Annotated in this window: 23 protein-coding genes; 20 read left to right on the forward strand and 3 right to left on the reverse strand. The window is 69.3% G+C overall.

Annotation, left to right across the window (positions count from 1 at the left end; all coding sequences use genetic code 11):
* Nucleotides 1–55: 55 nt before the first annotated feature.
* The 9 genes from OZ403_RS06410 (at nt 56) to OZ403_RS06450 (ending at nt 7458) form a co-directional block, all read left to right on the forward strand.
* On the forward strand, nt 56–1057 hold the full coding sequence (locus tag OZ403_RS06410) for a hypothetical protein (RefSeq protein ID WP_140853241.1): 1002 nt from the start codon (nt 56–58) through the stop codon (nt 1055–1057).
* Between the two features lie 73 nt (nt 1058–1130).
* On the forward strand, nt 1131–1595 hold the full coding sequence (locus OZ403_RS06415) for a DUF4150 domain-containing protein (RefSeq protein ID WP_268783705.1): 465 nt from the start codon (nt 1131–1133) through the stop codon (nt 1593–1595).
* Nucleotides 1596–1614: 19 nt separating this feature from the next.
* On the forward strand, nt 1615–2151 hold the full coding sequence (locus OZ403_RS06420; RefSeq protein WP_268783706.1) for a DUF6484 domain-containing protein: 537 nt from the start codon (nt 1615–1617) through the stop codon (nt 2149–2151).
* Between the two features lie 17 nt (nt 2152–2168).
* Entirely contained in the window at nt 2169–3491 is a 1323-nt protein-coding gene (locus tag OZ403_RS06425; protein WP_268783707.1) for a TIGR02270 family protein, read from the forward strand.
* Nucleotides 3488–4606, forward strand: a complete 1119-nt coding sequence (locus tag OZ403_RS06430) for a hypothetical protein (RefSeq protein ID WP_268783708.1) — start codon at nt 3488–3490, stop codon at nt 4604–4606. Before OZ403_RS06425 ends, OZ403_RS06430 begins: the two co-directional genes overlap by 4 nt.
* Nucleotides 4603–5469, forward strand: a complete 867-nt coding sequence (locus OZ403_RS06435; protein WP_268783709.1) for an AHH domain-containing protein — start codon at nt 4603–4605, stop codon at nt 5467–5469. Before OZ403_RS06430 ends, OZ403_RS06435 begins: the two co-directional genes overlap by 4 nt.
* Before the next feature lie 8 nt (nt 5470–5477).
* Nucleotides 5478–6062 (forward strand): imm11 family protein, encoded by a 585-nt coding sequence (locus OZ403_RS06440; RefSeq protein ID WP_140788256.1) that lies wholly within the window; start codon nt 5478–5480, stop codon nt 6060–6062.
* Nucleotides 6063–6659 (forward strand): imm11 family protein, encoded by a 597-nt coding sequence (locus tag OZ403_RS06445; RefSeq protein WP_268783710.1) that lies wholly within the window; start codon nt 6063–6065, stop codon nt 6657–6659. It abuts the gene before it with no gap.
* A 16-nt stretch (nt 6660–6675) separates the two neighbouring features.
* Nucleotides 6676–7458: a hypothetical protein gene (locus OZ403_RS06450; RefSeq protein ID WP_140873532.1), complete on the forward strand. Its 783-nt coding sequence runs from the start codon at nt 6676–6678 to the stop codon at nt 7456–7458.
* 45 nt (nt 7459–7503) lie between these two features.
* Here the strand turns inward: OZ403_RS06450 and OZ403_RS06455 are convergent, their stop codons facing one another.
* From OZ403_RS06455 to OZ403_RS06465, 3 genes are all read right to left on the reverse strand, one after another.
* Nucleotides 7504–8289 carry a hypothetical protein gene (locus OZ403_RS06455; RefSeq protein ID WP_268783711.1) on the reverse strand — a complete coding sequence of 262 codons (786 nt, stop codon included), beginning with the start codon at nt 8287–8289 and terminating at the stop codon, nt 7504–7506.
* 91 nt (nt 8290–8380) lie between these two features.
* Nucleotides 8381–9085 (reverse strand): leucyl/phenylalanyl-tRNA--protein transferase, encoded by a 705-nt coding sequence (gene aat, locus OZ403_RS06460; protein WP_140853248.1) that lies wholly within the window; start codon nt 9083–9085, stop codon nt 8381–8383.
* Between the two features lie 11 nt (nt 9086–9096).
* Nucleotides 9097–9927: an LEA type 2 family protein gene (locus OZ403_RS06465; protein ID WP_418763988.1), complete on the reverse strand. Its 831-nt coding sequence runs from the start codon at nt 9925–9927 to the stop codon at nt 9097–9099.
* Between the two features lie 68 nt (nt 9928–9995).
* Between OZ403_RS06465 and OZ403_RS06470 the strand changes: the two genes are divergently transcribed.
* The 11 genes from OZ403_RS06470 to OZ403_RS06520 all read left to right on the forward strand — a co-directional run bounded on the left by OZ403_RS06470 (nt 9996) and on the right by OZ403_RS06520 (nt 19903).
* Nucleotides 9996–10634 (forward strand): hypothetical protein, encoded by a 639-nt coding sequence (locus OZ403_RS06470; RefSeq protein WP_140788268.1) that lies wholly within the window; start codon nt 9996–9998, stop codon nt 10632–10634.
* A gap of 111 nt (nt 10635–10745) precedes the next feature.
* Nucleotides 10746–10940, forward strand: coding sequence for a hypothetical protein (locus OZ403_RS06475; RefSeq protein ID WP_174258666.1), 195 nt, complete (start codon nt 10746–10748; stop codon nt 10938–10940).
* 130 nt (nt 10941–11070) lie between these two features.
* Nucleotides 11071–13086 carry a TonB-dependent receptor plug domain-containing protein gene (locus OZ403_RS06480; RefSeq protein WP_268783712.1) on the forward strand — a complete coding sequence of 672 codons (2016 nt, stop codon included), beginning with the start codon at nt 11071–11073 and terminating at the stop codon, nt 13084–13086.
* Nucleotides 13087–13123: 37 nt separating this feature from the next.
* On the forward strand, nt 13124–13783 hold the full coding sequence (locus OZ403_RS06485) for an HmuY family protein (protein ID WP_268783713.1): 660 nt from the start codon (nt 13124–13126) through the stop codon (nt 13781–13783).
* A gap of 27 nt (nt 13784–13810) precedes the next feature.
* Nucleotides 13811–14899: a hemin-degrading factor gene (locus OZ403_RS06490; protein ID WP_140873536.1), complete on the forward strand. Its 1089-nt coding sequence runs from the start codon at nt 13811–13813 to the stop codon at nt 14897–14899.
* The gene (locus OZ403_RS06495; protein WP_268783714.1) at nt 14896–15801 is read left to right on the forward strand and encodes a heme/hemin ABC transporter substrate-binding protein; all 906 of its coding nucleotides are present in this window, start codon (nt 14896–14898) and stop codon (nt 15799–15801) included. Before OZ403_RS06490 ends, OZ403_RS06495 begins: the two co-directional genes overlap by 4 nt.
* Nucleotides 15798–16886, forward strand: coding sequence for a FecCD family ABC transporter permease (locus OZ403_RS06500; protein WP_140788280.1), 1089 nt, complete (start codon nt 15798–15800; stop codon nt 16884–16886). The genes OZ403_RS06495 and OZ403_RS06500 overlap by 4 nt, the downstream gene beginning before the upstream one ends.
* The gene (locus OZ403_RS06505; protein WP_140788282.1) at nt 16883–17686 is read left to right on the forward strand and encodes a heme ABC transporter ATP-binding protein; all 804 of its coding nucleotides are present in this window, start codon (nt 16883–16885) and stop codon (nt 17684–17686) included. Before OZ403_RS06500 ends, OZ403_RS06505 begins: the two co-directional genes overlap by 4 nt.
* Before the next feature lie 661 nt (nt 17687–18347).
* Entirely contained in the window at nt 18348–18656 is a 309-nt protein-coding gene (locus tag OZ403_RS06510) for a hypothetical protein (protein ID WP_268783715.1), read from the forward strand.
* Complete coding sequence (locus tag OZ403_RS06515) at nt 18644–18877, forward strand: hypothetical protein (protein ID WP_268783716.1); 234 nt, start codon at nt 18644–18646, stop codon at nt 18875–18877. Before OZ403_RS06510 ends, OZ403_RS06515 begins: the two co-directional genes overlap by 13 nt.
* A gap of 153 nt (nt 18878–19030) precedes the next feature.
* Nucleotides 19031–19903, forward strand: coding sequence for an EamA family transporter (locus OZ403_RS06520; protein WP_328285505.1), 873 nt, complete (start codon nt 19031–19033; stop codon nt 19901–19903).
* Nucleotides 19904–20004: the final 101 nt, after the last annotated feature.

The raw sequence follows: 20004 nt of genomic DNA on the forward strand, positions 1-20004 counted from the left end.
CTCATTCGCCCGCGTGCCTCAGTCGGCCGCGGCCGCTTCTTCGTGGAGGAGCCCGATGCGTTTGGCAGTCCGGTTGACCGCGCAGGCGTGGGTGTCGAGCCTGGCGCTGCTGATGCCCCTGGTGGCGTCCGCGCAGTTCGATGACGTGGACACCTTTCCGGCCGCCGAGCCCGAGCGCGGCTGTCCGAAGCGCCCGGACGTGGTGCCCTTCACGGCGCGCAACCTGGTGGGACTGACGGGCTCGGGCTGGCTGGCGCACCAGGCCATCGTCCCGGAGTCGAAGGACCGCTTCTTCACGGAGACCGAGCGCGACCGCTCCGGCGTGAAGCTGGTGCCGGAGGACGTGGACGTCCGGAAGCTGGGCGCGCCGGACCCGTCCGTGCCCTTGTGGGTGTTCGGCAAGGCGGATTCGGCGGCCTGCCGCGCGGTGCCCGTGGTGTGGTGGGCGGTGCGGATGGGGACGGACGCGGACCGCAAGACGTACCTCATGTCCGAGCTGAAGGTGGACTGCGACGTGCTGCCCCCGGGCCGGCTGTCGGGCACGCCGGTGGCGCTGCGCCAGAAGGACGCGCCCACCGGCTGCAAGCTGCGCCGCGCCGACGACAACTCCACCAGCGAGGAGGGCCGGGGGCTGCCCCTGGAGCTGTCGGACGTGATTCCCGAGCGCGCGTCCTGCGAGGCCCCGGAGTGCCAGCGCAAGTGGGAGATTTTCAGCAGCCGGTGGGATGACGGCAGCGCCGTGTTCGACATCGCGGTGTCGTGGATGAAGCGCGATGGGAAGAAGGACCCCTGCGAGTGGGCCACGGAGGACCACACCGCGCTGCTGCTCCGGCCGGCCGGGGCGCTGGCGCCGCTTCCGATGCGCTCAGGCGGGGCCTTCTTCGGCGCGCTCTACGACAGCACCGGACTGCGCACAGTCCTCAGCCGCACCTTGGGCGTGCTCAACGTCCATGACGCCGCGAAGCCCAAGGTGGCGCCGAAGGCGGTGCGCTACGGCAGCCCCACGGAGGAGGAGCTGGCGCACGGGAAGCGTACGTTGTCGCCGTGCAAGAAGTAGGGCGTCGGGGTTGAGTCCCCGGAGCGAACTGCGAGATGATTCCCCTTGCTGTGCTCTGGGACAGGGGGGAGTCATGGCCAATACGGTCGGCGTCAACAAGATGTCCGTGGTGACCAAGGACTCCAACGGCGTCTCCGTGGCGTTTCCAGATGTCTGCAAGACGCCCAGCCCGGCGGGCCCCATCCCCCTGCCGTACCCGAACGTGGCGCGCTCCGCCGATACCGCGCAGGGCAGCAAGACGGTGGCGGTGGAGGGGAGCCCCTTGTGCGTGAAGGACTCCAACTTCAGCACCAGCACGGGGGATGAGGCCGGAACGGCGGGGGGTGGCGTCGTCTCTGGCAAAACCAAGGGCAAGGCCGAGTTCGTCAACTTCTCCTTCGACGTCCAGGTCGAGGGGAAGAACGTGGCGAGGGCCCTCGACTTGATGCTGCACAACGACAAGAACACGCCTCCGTTCCCGCTGATGCAGCCACCGGTGATGGCGGCCGGCCAGGGCTCGGGCAGGTGCAACTGCCTGGTCTGCGAAAAAGAGATGTAGCGCGAGGGGGCGGATTCCCATGGCCTCACACGAACAGGACGCCGGGCGCCCGCCTTCTGGGGAGGAGGAGCCCATCCTGGGAAACCTCATCGGCCGGCTCGTTGGACGGGGGCGAATGGGCACGGTGCAGGTGGACTTCGAGGGCAACCACCATGGGCCGCTGGAGGCCCGGCTCGCGGTCGCGGTGGATGAGGCCACGCTGCTTCGGGCGATAGAGGCGCGGCAGGAGGCGGTGCTCTGTTTCGAGCGGGGCACACCGACGTGCCCCATTGTGCTCGGTCTGCTCCAGCCGCGCAGTGAGACGCCCCTCCTGGATGCCATGCTCGAAGCGCCTGATGTCGAGCGCCAGGATGGAGAGGTCGCCATCGTCGCCAACGGCCAGCGAGTCCCCATCGAGGGGCTTCTGGACGGCGCCACCGAGGAGCTCGAGCTTCGCTGCGGCAGGTCCAGCCTGGTCCTGCGGCGCAATGGTCAGATTCTGCTTCGGGGTGAGCACGTGCTCGTCGACGCGGGCCAGGTGCTGCGCCTTCGTGGCGGCAAGACGCAGATCAACTAGGCAGGGGGCATGACGTGATGAACCCGTTGCCCCGGCACCTCGCGCTCCCCATCTCCTGGGAGATGCTGGCGTCACACCTCGACGAGGCGGGATTCCTGTGGCGGCAGTGGAAGCGTGCCCTCGTGGCGCCGGACCATGTCCTCGATGACGTAGCAGGGGTGGAGGCGCGACTCCTCGCCCATGTGGATGCGCTCGTGCTCGCTGGGCGCAAGGCCGCGACGAGGCTGCTCGTCCCCGCCCTGGCCGAAGCGGATGAGCCGGGGAGGGTGGAGTGCGCCGCGCTCGGGCTGCTGCTTCAGGAGGAAGCCCTGGAGGCGGCTGTGCGGAGTGTCTTCGAGGTGCTCCAGGCGGAGGAGGAGGGCCCGCGCGCGGGCATCCAGGCCGCGCTCCTCTGTGCCGGCGGACGGGGGCTGGAGTCATGGCTGCGGCCCATGGTCGACGCATCGCCTCCGCCTGGAGGACTCGCGACACTGCTGGAGATTTTGGGGGCGTGGCGAGTGGACCCTGGGCCGGCGCTGGAGGCGTCGCTCACGCATGAGGCCGCCCAGGTGCGGGCCGCCGCGTTTCGCTGCCTGCGCTCCTGGCCGGTCCGGTTGTCCGAATCCACGCTGGAGTTGGGACTGCGCTCATCCTCCGCCGAGGTTTCTGGCGCTGCTCTGGAGGCAGGGCTGTTGGCGGGAAGTCGACTGGCGTGGTGGGAATGCCGCCGTCAGGTCTTGGAGGGCGGGCCGCACCGCCAGATGGCCCTGCGAGCGCTGGCCGTGGCGGGCGGGCCGGACGCCCAGAAGTTGCTGCTGGCGGGGCTGGGAGACGCTGCCCGAGGGACGGAGACCTTGAGGGTGGTCGGCCTGGTGGGGACGGTCGAGGCTGCTCGGGCCTGCCTGGAGGCGATGCGCGAGCCGTCATGGGCGCCCCTGGCGGCGGAGTCGTTCTCGCTGGTGACAGGCATGGAGGTCCCCGCGGTGGCTCCGGGCGTGGAGTCGGGCGACGAGGAGGCGGCCGTGGAGTTCGCGCCGGAAGCAGACCTCCCGCTGCCGGATGTGCCCCGTGTGGAGGCGTGGTGGGCCGAGCACGCCCCCCGGTTCAAGCCGACGGTGCGCTACGTGCGGGGACTGCCTTTGGGACCGGTGTCGTTGCTCGACGCGTTACGAGAAGGGTCGATGTATCGCCGCCGGTCGCTCTGGTGGGCTGTGGCCCTGCGGACCCGGGGCGCACTGGGGTTGGGCGTGGGCGCTTGGACACGGACCCAGCGCGCGGAAGAGGACGCCGCGAGGCGCCTGCCGCCAGCGCGTTTTGCCCAGTCGCTGGAGGGGAGCTTGGGCGCGTGGGGTGGGGCATGAAGGTGTTCGTCGAGGCCCTGGGGATGGCCTCATGCCTGGGGCCGGTGATTCCCGCGTGCGCTGCGTTCCGGGCCAATCTGCTGCGCCCCTCGCCGTCTCCCGACGTGGACGTCGCCCACCCCGGTGATGAGGCACCTCGGCCCGTGACAATCTGTGCGCTCCCGGTGGCGACGTTCGGTTTCTCGGGCGTCGGCCGACTGGTGGTGCTGGCGTGCGAGGTGCTCAAGGATGTGGGCACTCGCGTGGACCTGCGGGGCCTCGGGCCGGAGACCGGCGTCTATCTGGCGCTGCCGGACCCGTGGGAGCGAGGCCTGGACCTGGGCGAGCCGGATGCCACGGAGGCGCTGCGAGTGGAGGCGCTGGGTCGCCGTGTGTTGGAGGCGAGCCTGCGGAACATGGGCCTGGAATGGCCCGGGCCCAGATGCTTCTTTGGCGGAGGGCACGTGGCCTTCGCGAGGGCGCTGCATGCGGCCCAGGCAGCGCTGCGGAACGGCGGGCTTCGCTCGTGCCTGGTGATGGGGGTGGACTGCCTGGTCGAAGAGCCGACGCTCCATGCGCTGGCGGATGGACGACGGTTGAAGACGCCGGAGCAGCCTGTGGGCTTGACGCCCGGTGAAGCGGGCGCGGCCTTGTTGCTGACCACCGAGAGGCCAGCGCAACGTTCGATGGGCGAGCCCCAGGTGGTGTTGCATGCGGTGCGGCTCGGAGAAGAGCCGCACCCAAGGGGCTCTGACAGACCATCGGATGGACGGGCGCTGGCGGCATGTGCCGAGGCGGTGCTCGCAGGCGCGGGGGCCCTTCGTGCCCGGCCGCTCCTGGTGAGCGACCACAACGGAGAAGAGGGCAGGGCGCGGGAGTGGGGGATGGTGTTGCTGCACCTGCGGGAGTTGGACGCCTCGCTGGGGGGACTTCAGGCCTGGTATCCCTCCATCGGCTTCGGGGACGTGGGGGCCGCGATGGGCGCGGTCAGCGCTTGTGTCGCGGTCAGAGGACTGCAACGCGGCAATACGCCTTCCTCCGTGAGCCTTGTCTTCGCCAGCGCGGACGATTCCGGCCGAGGCGCCGTCTTGATAGGAACCACTGCTGCGCATCCGTCCAGAGGAGCTCTGCCATGACAACCGGTGACACCCGGCACAATCCCAATACGGAAATGGCGCGCAGGCTCAATGGCATCTTCAAGCGCAGCCTGGATCGGAAGGACGCCGCCCGGTCCGCGGCCAAGGAGGAGGCGAAGAAGAGCAAGCCGAAGAAGAAGGCAGAGCCCGCTCCTGACGGACATCTGGACCCCAACGCGCCGCTGACTGGGGTGCTGGCCAAGGGCGATAACTATGCCCGCCGAGGCTACACCTACCTCAAGGCCCAGGACGGCCGGGGGGTGTACCGCAACTTTGACCATGCGCACCTGCGCGAAGTCCGGGACATGGTGAAGGAGCGGGCAGAGTTTCCAGGGGGGCCGAAGGAGAACTTCAACCCTACGTACACCCAGCAGTATCCGTACGCCTGGGAAGCTCACCACATGCTGCCGGGCTCGGCCTTCTATTACATGATGAAGGACGGCAAGCCGGCCTTCACGTACAAGCAGATTCGGCTGTTGCTGCTGTCCGAGTACAACATCAACCACGGGCACAACATCATCAATCTCCCCGCCGAGGACTGGGCTGTCCCGGTCCATGCTCTCATCTGCCATCCGAGCGACCACGAGTCCTACACGATGCGGGTCATGGATGAGATGCGGAAGGTGTCCAACGATTTGCAGAAGCTGATTGATAGTGGGAAGCCGCACGGCAACTTGCCAGAACTCATCTTTGAAGAGCTCAAAAAGCTGGAGAATCGGTTCTGGACATTTATCGTCAAACTCAGCGGAAAGCTCGTTGAAGCAAAAGTCGCTGGTGTCCGATATGTCGGCCCTGGTTCAGAGCACGTTAGGTACGCCAATAAAGATGGTGGAACGCGCTATGAGTGGGGCAGCCTTTGGTAGGAGCAAGCATGGCTAATTATTGGGTGTTACGGGCGGAGTCTGCAGATGGGGCCATCATTGATGCTTTGCCCAAGGACAGTCCGACCAATTGGAAGTTCAGTACGGGCGAGCCTCTAGCGCGGAGTTTCCCTGCTGGGGGAAAGGTGTCGTTCTCGGACCACTTCCCGGACCGGCGTAAACTCTATGATTTTGTGCGAAATACCATTGGTGTCATACTCGTGTCGTCGCGAGTGAGACATGTGTTGGAGAGCTTGAAGGTCGAAAATGCAGAGTTTCTTCCCGTTACTATGTGTGATCACCAGTGGGGTCCGGTGGCTGATGGTTATGGCATCCTGAATGTCCTGGGCTCCCAAGATGCGATCGATATGGAAAAATCGACCTACGACGTCAGTGCTCTCTCTCGGGAAATTAGTCATGTCAGTAACCTGGTGCTGACAGCAGGAAAAATTGATCCGCAGGCCGACATCTTCCGAGCCCGCAACATGATGGAGCTCATCCTCATCTCGGACCGGGCCAAGAATGCCTTCGAACAGGCTGGCTTGACGGGCTTCCGAGCTCATCCTGCCGAAGGCTTCGACGACATGTTCGCTTGAGTGTTCTCTGTGATAGACTATTGGGTTCTCAAAGCCGAGTCGGCGGATGGTGCAATCATTGATGCACTGCCCGAGGGTAGCCCTACCAACTGGAAGTTCAGTCGGGGGGAGCCGCTCGCGCGACAGTTTTCAACCGGAGGGAAGGTGTCGTTTTCGGACCACTTCCCGGACCGACGCAAGCTCTACGACTTCGTGCGAAACACCGTGGGTGTCTTGCTGGTGTCGTCACGCGTGAGGCTGGTGCTGGAGGAGTTGCAAGTCGATAACGCGGAGTTCCTTCCAGTTGCCATGTGTGATCACCGGTGGAGCCCGGTCGCCGAGGGATATGGAATCCTCAATGTTTTGGGCTCTCAGGACGTTATCGACTTGGAAAGGTCAGATTGTGACATTGACCCAATAACGAAGAAGGAAGTGACTCGGGTTGGTAATCTTGTTTTGACTCAAGGAAAGATAGACCCGAAAGCCGATATCTTCCGCGCCCGGAACATGATGGAGCTCATCCTGATTTCGGACCGGACCAAGCAGGCCTTCGAGCAGGCGGGGCTGACGGGCTTCAGGGCCCATCCCGCCGAAGGCTTCGACGACATGTTCGCCTGAACCTGGAGGAGGCTGCGTGGCAAAGCTTGCGGCTCTGCGGGAGGACTCCGGGCGGGCCATTCTCCAGTTGATGCGTCAGGTCGAACCCACAGCGAGCCGGGACGTCCTCGTGCGGACCGTGGATGAGCTCTGTGTCCACTTCCACGTCGTGGCCGTGGCCACCCTGCTCGTGGATGGCGACCCGCAGGGCTTCTTCCTGAACCTGTGCCGCGCCGCCGAGAACTGGAGGCGATTGCTCACGCATTGCCGCCTCAAGCAGTGGGCGCTCCCTGCTTCGCGACACATGGATCCTCTGTTCGGTGCCATCGCGGCGGGGCACTGGAGTCTGGCGCGACAGGTCGCGGAGCTCTCCGAGACGCGGTGGCTTCCGGACGAGGAGTACCGCTCCGAGCATGCACGCGCCCAGCTCTTCCATGCGATGGTCTCGCCCGGTACCAGGGACGTCGTCATCCCGAGGGTGGAGGCGATGGAGGGACTGGGGCTCGAGACAGAGACGGACCGAGCCGCCTGTGCCCGAGCCCTGCTCGATGGTGACGCAGAGGCCTTTTCCGAGGCGTTCAAGCACGCGGTGCTCGTGCATGGAGAGGACATCGAGAAGCGCGCGAAGCTCTTCACGACCCCCGTGACGCGCTTCGCGCCGAAGCGAGCCATTTGGCTGGAGGGGCTCGCCCTGCTCAGGCTCTCCGAGCGCGCGGACATCGCGCGCTACGACGAGCACTTCCGGTACTGCCCTCCGCTGGCCCGCACGCCCATGACGTCTCAGTACGCCGGGGACTGGGTCGTTTCGCTCGGTCCTTGAGCGCCGCGGTGCGTCCCCGCCCGCGGCGCCACCCGAGTGGAGCGGCTACAGTTCCCGCGACTGCTCCACCTTGCGCTGCTGGTCGCGGACGGCCAGCTCCTTGGACAGGTAGGGCTTCAGCCTGAGGCTCGTGTACGTGAGCGTCAGGCTGCGCGCCCCGGGCTCCTGGCTTCCGCTGAGCAGCAGCCCAGTCTCCTTGTCATCCCACGTCCCCTGCAACAGGTATTCGTGGGCCGCGAGCGCTGCATTCGTTCTCGCGTTGGCCTCCATCTGCCGGCCGAAGTTGTCCACGGCGGGGCCACTGGGCTGCACGCCCGAGCGCCACGCGTGGTAGTTCGCGGAGGCCTCGGAGAGGTTGTTGGCCATCTGCGCCAACGCCAGGCGGTCCTCCGCGTCGCGCGCCGAGTCCTCCAGGGATGCGGGCTTGCCGTACTTCATGGTGAGCAGCTCCGCCACCGAGTTGAAGTTGTCGCGGACGGCGCCCGGCGCGTGGAAGTGGAGGGTGACTTCGGCCAGCTGCCCCTGGGCGAACACGTAGTAGGCGTCCGCGCGGCGGCCCGCCACGACGTCGGCGACGTGCACGTCCCCCCATTCATTGATGACCCGGGCGTGGAAGGGGAGCGCGGACATGGCCTCGTCCTTCGTCATCCCCCAGCGGGTGTCTTGGAAGCCTGAGCTGCTGCGGTACTGCTCCCGTGCGCCCTGCTCGCGCTCGACGTCCGCCAGCCGGATGGCGTCGCGGCGTTCGAGCAGTGCCTGGTGCTTCGCGGACGTGCCGCAGGCGGTGGTGGCGAGACACAGCGGCAGCAACAGGGCGGAACTCCATCGCATGGGCGGCTCCTCTGGCGGTGGCGTGGGACCGTGACGGCCCGCCGCTTCCAATATTCAAAGGGGTCCGCGCCATTTCGAAAGCCCCAGCCGCTCAGGGCCCCGCCGCCGCGCCTTCCGTCCACGTCCCGCGCCGGGTGGGCTCCTTCATCGCTCGGGCGAGCGCCGAGAGGAAGCGCCTACGGGGCCAGTTCTCCGCGCCGAAGCGGGCCAGGTGTTCAGTCTCCACCTGGCAGTCGATGAGCTGGAAGCCCCAGCCCTGGAAGCGCTCCGCCGCGGTGACGAAGGCCACCTTCGAGGCGTCCGGGGCCAGCGCGAACATGCTCTCTCCAAAGAAGGCCGCGCCCAGGGACACCCCGTACAGGCCGCCCTTCAGCTCGCCCTCCGCCCACGCCTCCACCGAGTGCGCGAAGCCCGCCTCGTGGAGCGTGACGTAGGCCTCCATCATCTCCTCGGTAATCCAGGTGCCCGTCTGTCCGGGCCGAGGCACCCGGCTGCATTCGGTGATGACGCGCCGGAAGGCGGTGTCGTAGCGCACCTCGTAGACGCCGCGCGCCATCGTCTTGCGCAGCGAGCGGCCCACGTGGAGCTTGTCCGGCGACAGCACGAAGCGCGGGTCCGGCGAGTGCCAGAGGATGGGGTCTCCCTCGCTGTACCAGGGGAAGATGCCGCGGGCGTAGGCGGCCAGCAGTCGCTCCGGACGCAAGTCACCGCCGACGGCGACGACGCCGCTCTTGTCGGCGCGCTCTGGGGGCGGGAAGAGCTCCGGGTGCTCGTCACTCAACAGGTAGATGGGCACGGCATGCCACTCTACCGGGAGACGTTCAGCTTCACCTCGCCCGTGAGCGAATAGGGCACGCGCAGCAGCGGGCCCGTCACCTCCCCCGTCACCCCGTAGGGCAGCAGCCCCTTGGAGATGAGCGCCTTCACCTCCGGGCCCCAGGTGTCCTTCGTCACCGTCAGCTCCACCGGGTACACGCCCGTGGCGGACGCGTCCACGGTGTCCGCCTGCGCCAGCGTGCCGCTGTCCAGCGTCTTGCCGGCCACCGACGCCGTCCACGTCAGGCCCTCCAGCCGCAGCGGGAAGGGGTTGGGGTTGCGCACGCCCAGGCGGAGGTTGAGCTGGACCTCCTCGGCCGAATAGCGCGCCCCGTCCAACTCCTCCACCACCACCGTGGGCAGCCGGGGCATCCGCGCCGTGCGGCTGGCGGCGAAGGGAATCGTCTGCTCCTGGCCTCCCGAGCGCACGACGAGGGTGCCGCGCAGGGCGAGCAGCAGCGTGCCTTCCTGGGCGCTCAGCCGCGCCAGGTCGTCCGCGTTCTTCACGTAGGGCGCGCGCTCCTCGAAGGAGAGGTCCATGGGCTCGCCGGGCGTCAGCGCCACGTCCAGCTTCGCGGTGCCCGTCTTCACCACCTGGCCGTCGGCGACGAGCTCGTAGTCGGCGCGCTCCACCACCCCCTCCCCGGGGCTGGTCACCTGGGCCTCGAAGCGCAGGGTGGCGTCGGTGAGGCCCTGGGACGCGACGACGGTCCGCTGGGCGGTGAGGACGGCGGGACTGGAGGGCCGGGTGGGGGCGGAAGCACACCCCGCACAGAGGGAGAGCACCACGGCCAGTCGGAACATGGGCGATGGCAAGCGCATGACGCTAGACAATGTGGCCACCCCCAGGAGCCCTCTCAAGGGCTTTTCCGCTAGACTGTCCACCAGCCGTGGCCCGACGCCGCCCCAACTTCAACAAGACGCTCCGCTCCCTCATCCGGGACATCGCGGCGAAGATGCCGGAGTTCGGGCATGTGAAGGCGGGCCGCATCCTCGTGGTGGCCGGTGAGGCCCGCCGTGCCTCCCGGGGCACCGTGAAGCCCCTGTGCTTCCGGGGTGGGAAGAGCACGGACCGCACCGGACGCCGCAAGCCTATCATCCGCATCCGGGGCAAGCGGATGCTGTACTGCGTCACCCTCCGGCCGCTCTTCTTCCGGGGGTCCACCGCGCAGGCCCGCGTGGAGACGGTGATTCACGAGCTCTTCCACCTGTCGCGCCGCTTCGACGGGACGCTGCACTCCGGCCGGCGCCATGCCGTGCTGGGGCGCAACTTCTCCCGCAAGCTCAAGCCGCTGGTGCGCCGCTACCTCAAGCTGTGCCCCCCGGAGTTGCTGGCCGCCATGGCCCACTCCGGCGAGGTGAGCATCCTCCAGTGGCTGGAGCGGCCCGGTCCCGCCTACCACCCCGGCAGTCCGCGCCGGGTGCGGAAGGTCTACACCGAGGACCAGCTCTACTCCGGTGTCGCGCGCATGGTGACGCCCAAGGTGCGTTTGTCTCGCGACACCTCCGCGCGCTCGAAAGTTCACTGAGCGGCGCGCTCCCGCACACCCTGATTCGCACAGGGGCGGTTTTTCCGCCAATCGTTTGACTTTGAAAATCAGTATCAATATCGTCGCCACCGTTTCGAGCCAGGAGCGGTGATGCGCGACGGTTGCCACGGTGAAGGCGGGGCGGAGGAGCTGCGCTGCATGTGCGGCAGCCTGCTGGCGCGGTTGGTGCCGGAGGGCGTGGAGCTCAAGTGTCGCCGCTGCCACCGGACGCAGGTGGTGCCCCTGGAGCGAACGCCGCCGGGAGGCCGTGGTGGTGGTGCGCAGGTGAGCGGCTCAGGCCGCTGACGTGTGCGTCGTTCCCGGGCCACGCAGGCCCGGTGCAGTGAGGTCTTTTCCTGAGGCCCGAGGCCCTTGAGCCCAGCGCCCTACAGGGCCTTCCGCGAAAGGCCCCCGGCCTTGCGCCGGAGGACGCAGCATGGCGTGGCGTGGGTGTTTGCTCTTCGTGGCCTGTTCCATGCCGTGGACGGCGTGGGGCGGTGGCAGTGAAGCGCCTGCCACGGAGGTGGCTTCCAGCGAGGCTTCCACCGCGGAGGCTCCGCCCGATGCACAGGTGGCCCAGGCCGATGCGCGGCCGGAGCCCGCGTCCGACGGGGAGGAGCTGCCGGAAGCGCGCACGGTGGTGACGGCGTCGCGTTCGCCGGAGCGGCTCGAGGATTCGGCGGTGGCCACGGAGGTCATCACCCGCTCGGACATCCTGGCCAGCGGGGCGCGGGACGCGTCGGAGTTGCTCGCCGCGCACCCTGGGCTCCAGGTGGTCCAGACGTTCGCGGGCGCCACGGTGCAGCTGCAGGGCCTGTCGCCGGAGTACGTCCTGGTGCTGGTGGACGGTGAGCGCGTGGCCGGCCGGGTGGCCGGAAGCGTGGACCTGTCCCGCCTGTCCACCGAGGACATCGAACAGGTGGAAATCGTGAAGGGCCCCTCGTCGGTCCTCTACGGCAGCGACGCGGTGGCGGGCGTGGTGAACCTCATCACCCGCCGTGCCCGCCGTCCGCTGGGCGCCGAGCTGCGCGCCTCCTACGGCTCCATGCAGCGGCTGGAGCTGGATGCCACCGGCGAGGCGAAGGGGGAGAACTGGGGGCTGCGTCTGAGCGGCGGTCTGGCGCGGCGGGACGCGTACCTCCTGGACCCGACGAGCATCGGCACCACGGGCAGCAGCCTGGATGGCATCGACGCGTCCGCGGGCGGTGACTTGCGCGTCAGTGAGGGCACGGCGCTGCAGGCCAACGCCACCTATGCGCGGCGGGTGCAGCGCGGCGTGGACGTGGGCGTGACGGGCGCCATCTTCGACCGCGCCAGCCGGGATGACTCGCTCTCCGTGCGCCTGTCTCCCCGGTGGACGCTGTCCAACAACGCCTCGCTGCGCGTGGATGGCGCCTATGCGTGGTTCAACCGGCGCTACCTGAGGGACCAGCGCCGCTCCAACGCGCTGGACACCATCGAGGACACGCGCGAGCAGCAGGGCCGGCTGGGCGCGCAGCTCGACGCGAAGGTGGGAGACGCCCACGCCTTCGTGGCGGGCGCGGAGCTGCTCGGAGAATGGCTGCAAGCGGACCGGTTGGGCGAGGACGGCACCGGCCAGCGCGCCCGCGCGTCCATCTACGTGCAGGACAACTGGACCCTGGTGCCGCGCTTGAAGCTGACGCTGGTGCCGGGTGCGCGCGTGGACACGGACACGCAGTTCGGCACGGCGGTGACGCCCCGGCTGGCGGCGCGCATGGACCCGACGTCCTGGCTCACGCTGCGCGGCAGCTACGGCTGGGCGTTCCGGGCGCCGGGCTTCCAGGAGATGCTGCTCGACTTCGAAAACCCCAGCGTGGGCTACCGGGTGCACGGCAATCCGGACCTGCGTCCGGAGCGCTCGCGCAGCTTCAACCTGTCGGTGGAGGTGAAGCCCGCGGAGTCCTCGCTCCTGTGGGTGAGCGCCTTCCAGCACAACCTTCAGGACATGATTGGCGTCTCCACGGAGATGGTCGGTCCGCAGCAGATCTTCACCTACGTGAACATCGCACGGGCGCGCGTGCGCGGCGGCGAGCTGGGCGCGCGTCAGCAGCTGCCTGGCCGCATCTCCGCGGAGCTGGGCTACACGCTCACCGACGGCCGTTCGGAGGAGACGGGGCTGGCGCTGGAAGGGCAGGCGCGCCAGCGCCTCACCGCGCAGGCCACCTGGCGTCACCGGACGTCGGGCCTGGAGGCCTGGGTGCGCGGCGCGCTCGTGGGGCCGCGTCCCTTCTACCCGGACACGGACGGTGACGGCGTCGCCAACCCGTACGACGCGAAGACCTACGTCACCGTGGATGCCCGGCTGGGCTGGCGCATGCGCGAGGAGCTCCAGTTCTTCGTGCTGGGCACCAACCTCGCGAACGCGGGCAGCCCCACCGACCTCCCCATTCCCCCTCGCGCCATCCAGGCCGGCATCTCCGCCCGGCTCTGACGCCTCCTTCCACCTCTCATTCTCTCAAGGAGTCCTCATGTCCCGCTTCTCTCCCCGCTCATCCTTCCTGGGCCGCGCCGCCGCCGCCCTGCTGCTGGCCGGTTCCCTGTCCGCGTGTGGCGATGACCTCGAGCTGCCACCAGAGAACCCGCCGACGGATGGCTCCCACGTGAAGCACGTGGCCAACGATGACGGCTCGTACACCACCACCGTGAACGCGATGAGCAGCGCAGACTGGATTGGCCTGGACCTGGACAAGGGCGCGCAGGTGAGCGCCTCCGAGGACACTGTCTGGGACCTGGCCTTCAACCGCTTCAACGTCCGCACCCGGGGCGGCGTGAGTGGTACCGGCAACGTGGCGGTGGCGGTGCTCCTCGAGACGGACTTCGCGGCGGTGACGCAGGCGCCGGCGGACGGCTACGTCGCGGATTCCGAGGACGGCCCAGACCGGGGCGAGGACCCGGACAGCGCCTTCCAGCAGGGCGACGGGTGGTACGCCTATGACATGACGACGCACGCCCTCACGGCGCGTCGCAATGTGTACGTCGTCCGCTCCGACGCTGGTGACTACTTCAAGGTCGCCATGCAGTCCTATTACGACGATGCGGGCACGCCGGGGATGTTGTCGTTCCGCTGGGCGAAGGTGCCTGGCCCCGCCTCCAGCGGCAGCGCCGTGACGCAGCCGTCCTCCTACTGAGCATCCTTCCGCTTCCAGGTGTCCAACATGAATCAGACCGCGAACTCTGATGTCGTCTCCGAGCCCACCCGTTTGCGCCAGCGCTGGCAGACCCTCCGCGAGGAGCAGCCTCGCACCCGTATCCGTGACGCCGCCGAGCAATTGGGTGTGAGTGAAGCGCAGTTGCTCGCCACGGGACTTGGCGAGAGCGTCGTCCGGCTGGACCTCCGGCTGGATGCGCTCCTGCCTCGTTTCGAGTCGCTGGGGCGGGTGATGTCGCTCACGCGCAACGCGCATGCCGTGCACGAGAAGCGTGGCACCTGGCGCAACATCGAGCTGCACGGCAAGCAGGGGCTGGTGCTGGACGAGGAGATCGACCTGCGCCTGTTCTTCACGCGCTGGAGCTTCGGCTTCGCCATCCGCGAGCCGCACGGCGATGGCATCCGCCGCAGCCTCCAGTTCTTCGACGCGTCGGGGACGGCCGTCCACAAAATCTACGTGGAGGAGGCCGGGCGCGAGGAGACGTTCGACACCCTGGTGAAGGAATTCACCCACGCGGACCAGTCGCCGGTGCTCAGCATCGTCCCGGCCACGCCCGCGGCGGCGCCCAAGCCCGACAGTGAGATTGACGCGGAGGGGCTGCGCTCCGGCTGGCGCGCGCTCCAGGACACGCATGAGTTCTTCATGTTGCTCAACCGCTTCAGCGTGGCGCGTACCCAGGCGCTCCGCCTGGCCGAGCCGGAGCTGACCACCCCGGTGGCGACGTCCTCGCTGACGTGGGTGCTGGAGAAGGCGGCCGCGACGGAGCTGCCCATCATGATTTTCGTGGGCAACCCTGGCTGCATCCAGATTCACACCGGCCCGGTGAAGAACGTAAAGCCGATGGGCCCGTGGATGAACGTGTTGGACGCGGGCTTCAACCTCCACGTCCGCGCGGACCACGTCCACTCGGCGTGGGTCGTGCGCAAGCCCACGCGGGACGGCGTCGTCACGTCCGTGGAGCTGTTCAACGAGGCGGGGGACAACATCGCGCTCATCTTCGGCAAGCGGAAGCCGGGGCAGCCCGAGTCGCCCGAGTGGCGGGCGCTGGCCGAGGAACTGGCCAAGGCGCTGCCCGCGAGCGAGGTGGCGCGATGAGCCGCGCGTCCGGACTGTCACTGGTCTTCATGGCGGTGGCCTCGCTCGCGCACGCGGCGGCGCCGGTGCCCGCGAAGCCACAGGCGGCGGCGGCCGCGGCCAAGGCACCGGTCAACGCGGCGAAGCTGGTCACCGTCGGCCCCGCCATCACCGAAACCGTCTTCGCGCTGGGCGCGGGCGGGCAGGTGGTGGGCGTGGACGACACCAGCCTGGCGCTGGAGGTCGCCCGGAAGTCGCCGAAGGTGGGCTACCAGCGGGCGCTGTCGTCGGAGGCCATCGTCGCCCTGGGCACGTCGCAGCTGTTGGCGTCCGAGGAGGCGGGCCCCCCGGGCGTGCTCGAGCAACTGAAGACCGTGGGCGTGGACGTGGTGGTGCTGCCGAACAAGCACACCGTCGACGCCACGCGCGAGCGCATCCGGACGCTCGCGCAGCGCCTGGGCAAGGCGGAGCAGGGTGAGGCCCTGGTCAAGCAACTGGACGCGGACCTGCGCAAGGCGCAGGAGCGCACGGCGGCGCGCAAGGACGCGAAGCCGCCGCGGGTCCTCGCGCTGTACGCGCGCGGGGCCAACGTCCTCATGGTGGCGGGCGCCGGGACGGCGGCGGGCGAGCTCGTCACGCTGTCGGGCGGCGTGAATGCCATCGCCGGCTATGCGGGCCACAAGCCGCTGACGGCGGAGGCGGTGGTCGAAGCGGCGCCGGACTTCATCCTCATGCCGGCCAGCTCCCTGGAGCCGGTGGGCGGTGAGGAGGGCCTGTCGCGCACGCCCGGCCTGTCGCAGGTGCGCGGCTGGCGCCTCATCACCGTGGACGACGTCCACTTCATGGGGCTGGGGCCCCACCTGGGCAAGGCCGTGAGCCGCTTGCAGGATGGGTACGCGGCCCCGGCTCGGGGCCGCAAATGAGTGCGTCGGGGATTGCGCCCGTCTCCGCCACCTACCGCACCCAGGAGCCCATCCAGCCAGCCGCCCCGCGTCCGTGGCTGCTGCTGACGGCACTGCTGCTGGGCGTGGTGCTCCTGTCGCTCGCCGTGGGCGCGGTGCCGGTGCCTCTGCTGGCACTGGCGGGCAGTCTGTTGGACCTGGTGGGCCTGGATATCGGCCACAAGTTGGAGTCCGTGCAGCAGGCGGTGCTGCTGTCCATCCGCCTGCCGCGCGTGACGCTCGGCATCATGGTGGGCGCGGTGTTGGCCACCTGTGGTGCCGCGCTTCAGGCGTTGTTCCGCAATCCGTTGGTGGAGCCCGGCCTGCTGGGCACCTCCAGCGGCGCGGCGCTGGGGGCGGTGGCGGCCATCGTCATGGACGTGGCCCTCAGCGCCCACCTGGGCTCGCTGCGGATGCTCGCGGTGCCGGGCGCGGCCTTCCTGGGCGCGCTAGGCGCCACGTTGCTCGCGCATCGGCTGGGTGGGGGCGGCGGTCGCACGGAGACGGCGCGCATCCTCCTGGCGGGCGTTGCCGTCAGCGCGGGGGCGGGCGCGGGCATCGGTCTGCTCACGCAGATGGCCACCGACGCGCAGCTCCGCTCCATCACCTTCTGGACCTGGGGCAGCCTGGGCGGTGCGTCCTGGGACGTGGTGGGGGCAGCCACGCTGCCGTTGCTCATCGCCCTGGGCCTGCTGCTGCGTGAGGCGCGCACCCTCAACCTCCTGCTGCTGGGGGAGCGCGAGGCGTGGCACCTGGGCGTGGATGTCGAGCGCCTCAAGCGCCGGCTCATCCTCGCCGCGGCCCTGGGTGTGGGGGCGGCGGTGTCCGTCACCGGGGTCATCGCCTTCGTGGGCTTGCTGGTGCCCGCGCTGTTGCGGCTGGCGCTGGGGCCGGACCACCGGCGGCTGCTCAGCGCGTCCGCCTTGCTGGGGGCCTCGCTGCTGGTGGGCGCGGACCTGCTGGCTCGCACGGCGGCCATTCCCGCCGAGCTGCCCGTGGGCGCGCTCACGTCCGTGCTGGGCGTTCCTGTCTTCATCGGGCTGCTGTCACGCAAGGGGGCCGCATGAGTCTGGAGGTTCGTGGCATCGAGGTGTGGCGTGGCCGGGGACGGACGCTGGGGCCCATGGACCTGGCCCTGCAGCCCGGCGAGGTGCTGGCCGTCGTGGGGCCCAACGGCGCGGGCAAGTCCACGCTGCTGTCCGCCATGTCGGGCGAGCTGCGGTGCTCGACGGGCGAGGTGCTCCTGGACGGCATTCCCTTGTCGCGTTGGAAGCCGCGGGAGCGGGCCGTGCGGCTGGGCGTGCTTCCCCAGGAGTCGTCGCTGGGCTTCGGCTTCACTGCGCTGGAGGTGGCGCTGCTGGGGCGGAGTCCGCATGCGAGCCGCGCTGAAGGCAGCGCGGACCTGGCGGCGGCGGTGGCGGCGCTCGATGCCACCGACACGCGGCATCTGGCTTCGCGCTCGTATCTCACGCTGTCTGGGGGTGAGCGGCAGCGTGTGCAGTTGTCGCGGGTGCTGGCTCAGCTCTCCGAGCCGCTGGCCTCCGGACACCGCTACCTGCTGCTGGATGAGCCGACGGCGAGCCTGGACCTGGCCCACCAGCACCTCGTGCTGGAGGCGGCGGCACGCTTCGCCCAGGAGGGTGGCGCGGTGCTGGCGGTGCTGCATGACCTCAATCTGGCCGCGCGGTATGCGCACCGGATGGCCGTGCTCGCCGAGGGCCGGGTGGTTGAACTGGGCGCACCGGCGCAGGTGCTCTCCCAGGAACTGGTGGCCCGCGTCTTCGGCCTGCGCGTGCAGGTCGTCGAATGGCCGGGCTCGCCCGGTCCGCTGGTCATCCCGGAGGGCCGCGCGCCGCTGCCTCCCTGAGCACGGACGGAGCCGTGCCCGCTGGATTCAGCTCCTCGCGGGAAAGGCCCTTGGCGCCCGGTGCCCCTCCACACCGCGCGTGATGGCCCAGGGCCTTTCCCGTGGGGGCGCCGTTCCGCCACGCTGGCGGCAGACGGGCAGGGGAGCCGTGGCCTGCCCGGTGCTCCCACGCCGCACGATGGGCGTGCTGTCGTGCCTCTTCACCCCGTCTCCGTTCGGCGGGCGCGGAGGTGCCACGCATTGCGTTTCGAAGCGGCGGTGGTGTGCCTGGGCATCCTCGTGCTGGCGTGCGGGCCGGAGCAGGACGGGCCGCCGTGTGATGCCGCCTGCGCGCCGGAGGACACGGTGTGCCGCGCCCGCGCGTGTGCCTCCGCTTTTCCGGACGAAGCCCTGCGTGCCGCGGCGGATTGTGTCTCCATGCCGGAGGGTGGCCGGTGTCTGGGGACTCGCATCGTGGAGCGGTGCGTGGAGGGCGTGCGCATCCAGGAGGATTGCAGTGCCACCGAGGCCTGCGTGCTGGAGGGCGGAGCCCACTGCTCCGCGGGCGCGGCGTGCCTGGGCGGTGGCTCGCGGTGCTCGGCGGACGGTGTGTGGCAGGCCTGCGTCCAGGGACAGTGGCGGACGCGCGAGTGCGCGGCGGGCTGCGTGGAGACGGAGGGACGTGGCTTCGGGGGTGGAGCGCATCCGCGGCAAGACTCGCAAGCGCCTCGCGCCGCCCGCTCCTGGGCATGCGCATACCACCGGTCCGGGAGCTGGGCTCACGGCGAGGCTTCCCTCGCCCCTGCGCGTGGGCTGGACGGTGGTGGCGTCCTCGTCTGGGCATGTGCGGCTTGTTGCCGAAGTGGAGCGGCGCGCGGGCTTCGAGGTACCCGTTGAGGTGCGGCTCTCGCTTCCAGCCGGCGCCACGCTGACGGAGGGCGCCGTCACCTTCACCGTTCCCGCTGGAGTGGGGAGGGCGTGCTCTCCGTGACGTACGGCGTGGCCTTCGAGACGGGCACGCCGCCCATGGAAGACCTCGTGCTGGTGGCGCATGCGGTGGGCGCGTCCTTGGGCGTGCACGCGGAGGCGCGCCATCGATTCGGTCGGGCGCTCGTGATGGATCGCCAGCCTGTGCCCACGGGACCTGAATTGCCCGCCGTGTTCATGACGGGGGACGGCACGCCTTCTGGCACCACGGACGAGGAGCCCTGACCGCAAGGGGGGGCTGGTTCGAGGCTGGCAGGTCGCTGTTCGGAAATGTCGGGGGGGTGTCCGCTCAAAAGTCCCGACATTTCCGAACAGCGAGCTCGCGAACGGCCTCCAAGGGGGCGCTGCGCCCGCGCGGCGATTGGAGTAGTCACGGACGTGGGTCGTCGTCGAGGAGCCGCATTGGAGACTGCTGCGCTGGTGCTGGTGTTGTCGTCCGCGTTCCTGCACGCGGCTTGGAACGCGCTGCTCAAGCGTCATCCCAATCCGGAAGTGGGCGTGGTGAGCGTCATCTCCGTGGTCATCCTGGCCAGTGGCATCTGGGCGCTGGGGATGCGTGGCCCCGCGTTCTCCAGCACGGAGGGGCTCGTTTGGGCGCTGTGGGCGGGCGTGTGTGAGAGCGTTTACCTCGCGGGGCTCGCGCGGTCGCTGCGTCAGGCGCCACTCGGGCTCGCGTACACGGTGTCGCGTGGTGGCGCGATGCTGCTCGTCTGGCCCGTGTCCGTGGTGTGGCTGGGGGAGGCGGTGTCCCCGTGGACGGTGTCGGGCGTGGCGATGCTCTGCGTTGGGCTCGCGGTGATGAACCTGTCCCGTCCCTCGGGGTCCACGGGGACGGGCGTGACATGGGCGGCCCTGTCGGCGGTGGGAATCGCGGGCTACCACTTGAGCTACAAGATGGCGCTGGGGACGGGCGCGCAGCCTCCTGCGTTGTTCGCCACCGGCCTGCTCGTCGCGCTGCCCGTGCTCATCCTGGAGCGGGGTCGCCAGCAGGGGTGGGCTGCCTTCCGCCGGGAGGCTTTGCTCGCACCGGGGCTTGTCTTGACGGCGGGGCTCATCTCCGCGCTGTCGTTCGGCCTGTTGCTGACAGCGCTGGCGGGGGGCGGGGCAGGAGCGGTGCTGACGCTTCGAAACACCTCCATCGCCTTCGCGCTGGTGCTCGCGGCGCTCCAGGGGGAGCGCCTGGGCCGACGGCAACTGTCGGGCGCCGCGCTCGTCGCCGTGGGCGCGTTGTTGCTCGGCGTGCCAGCGTAGGCGGCGGGTTCACCATGGGACTGCACGGGCGCGATGCCCATACGCTCGCCCGCACGCTCCGCTGGAGCCCGCGCTCGGTCAGTTCATTTCGCGCGCGAGCA

Source organism: Myxococcus sp. NMCA1 (assembly GCF_026810205.1).
Lineage (GTDB): Bacteria > Myxococcota > Myxococcia > Myxococcales > Myxococcaceae > Myxococcus > Myxococcus xanthus_A.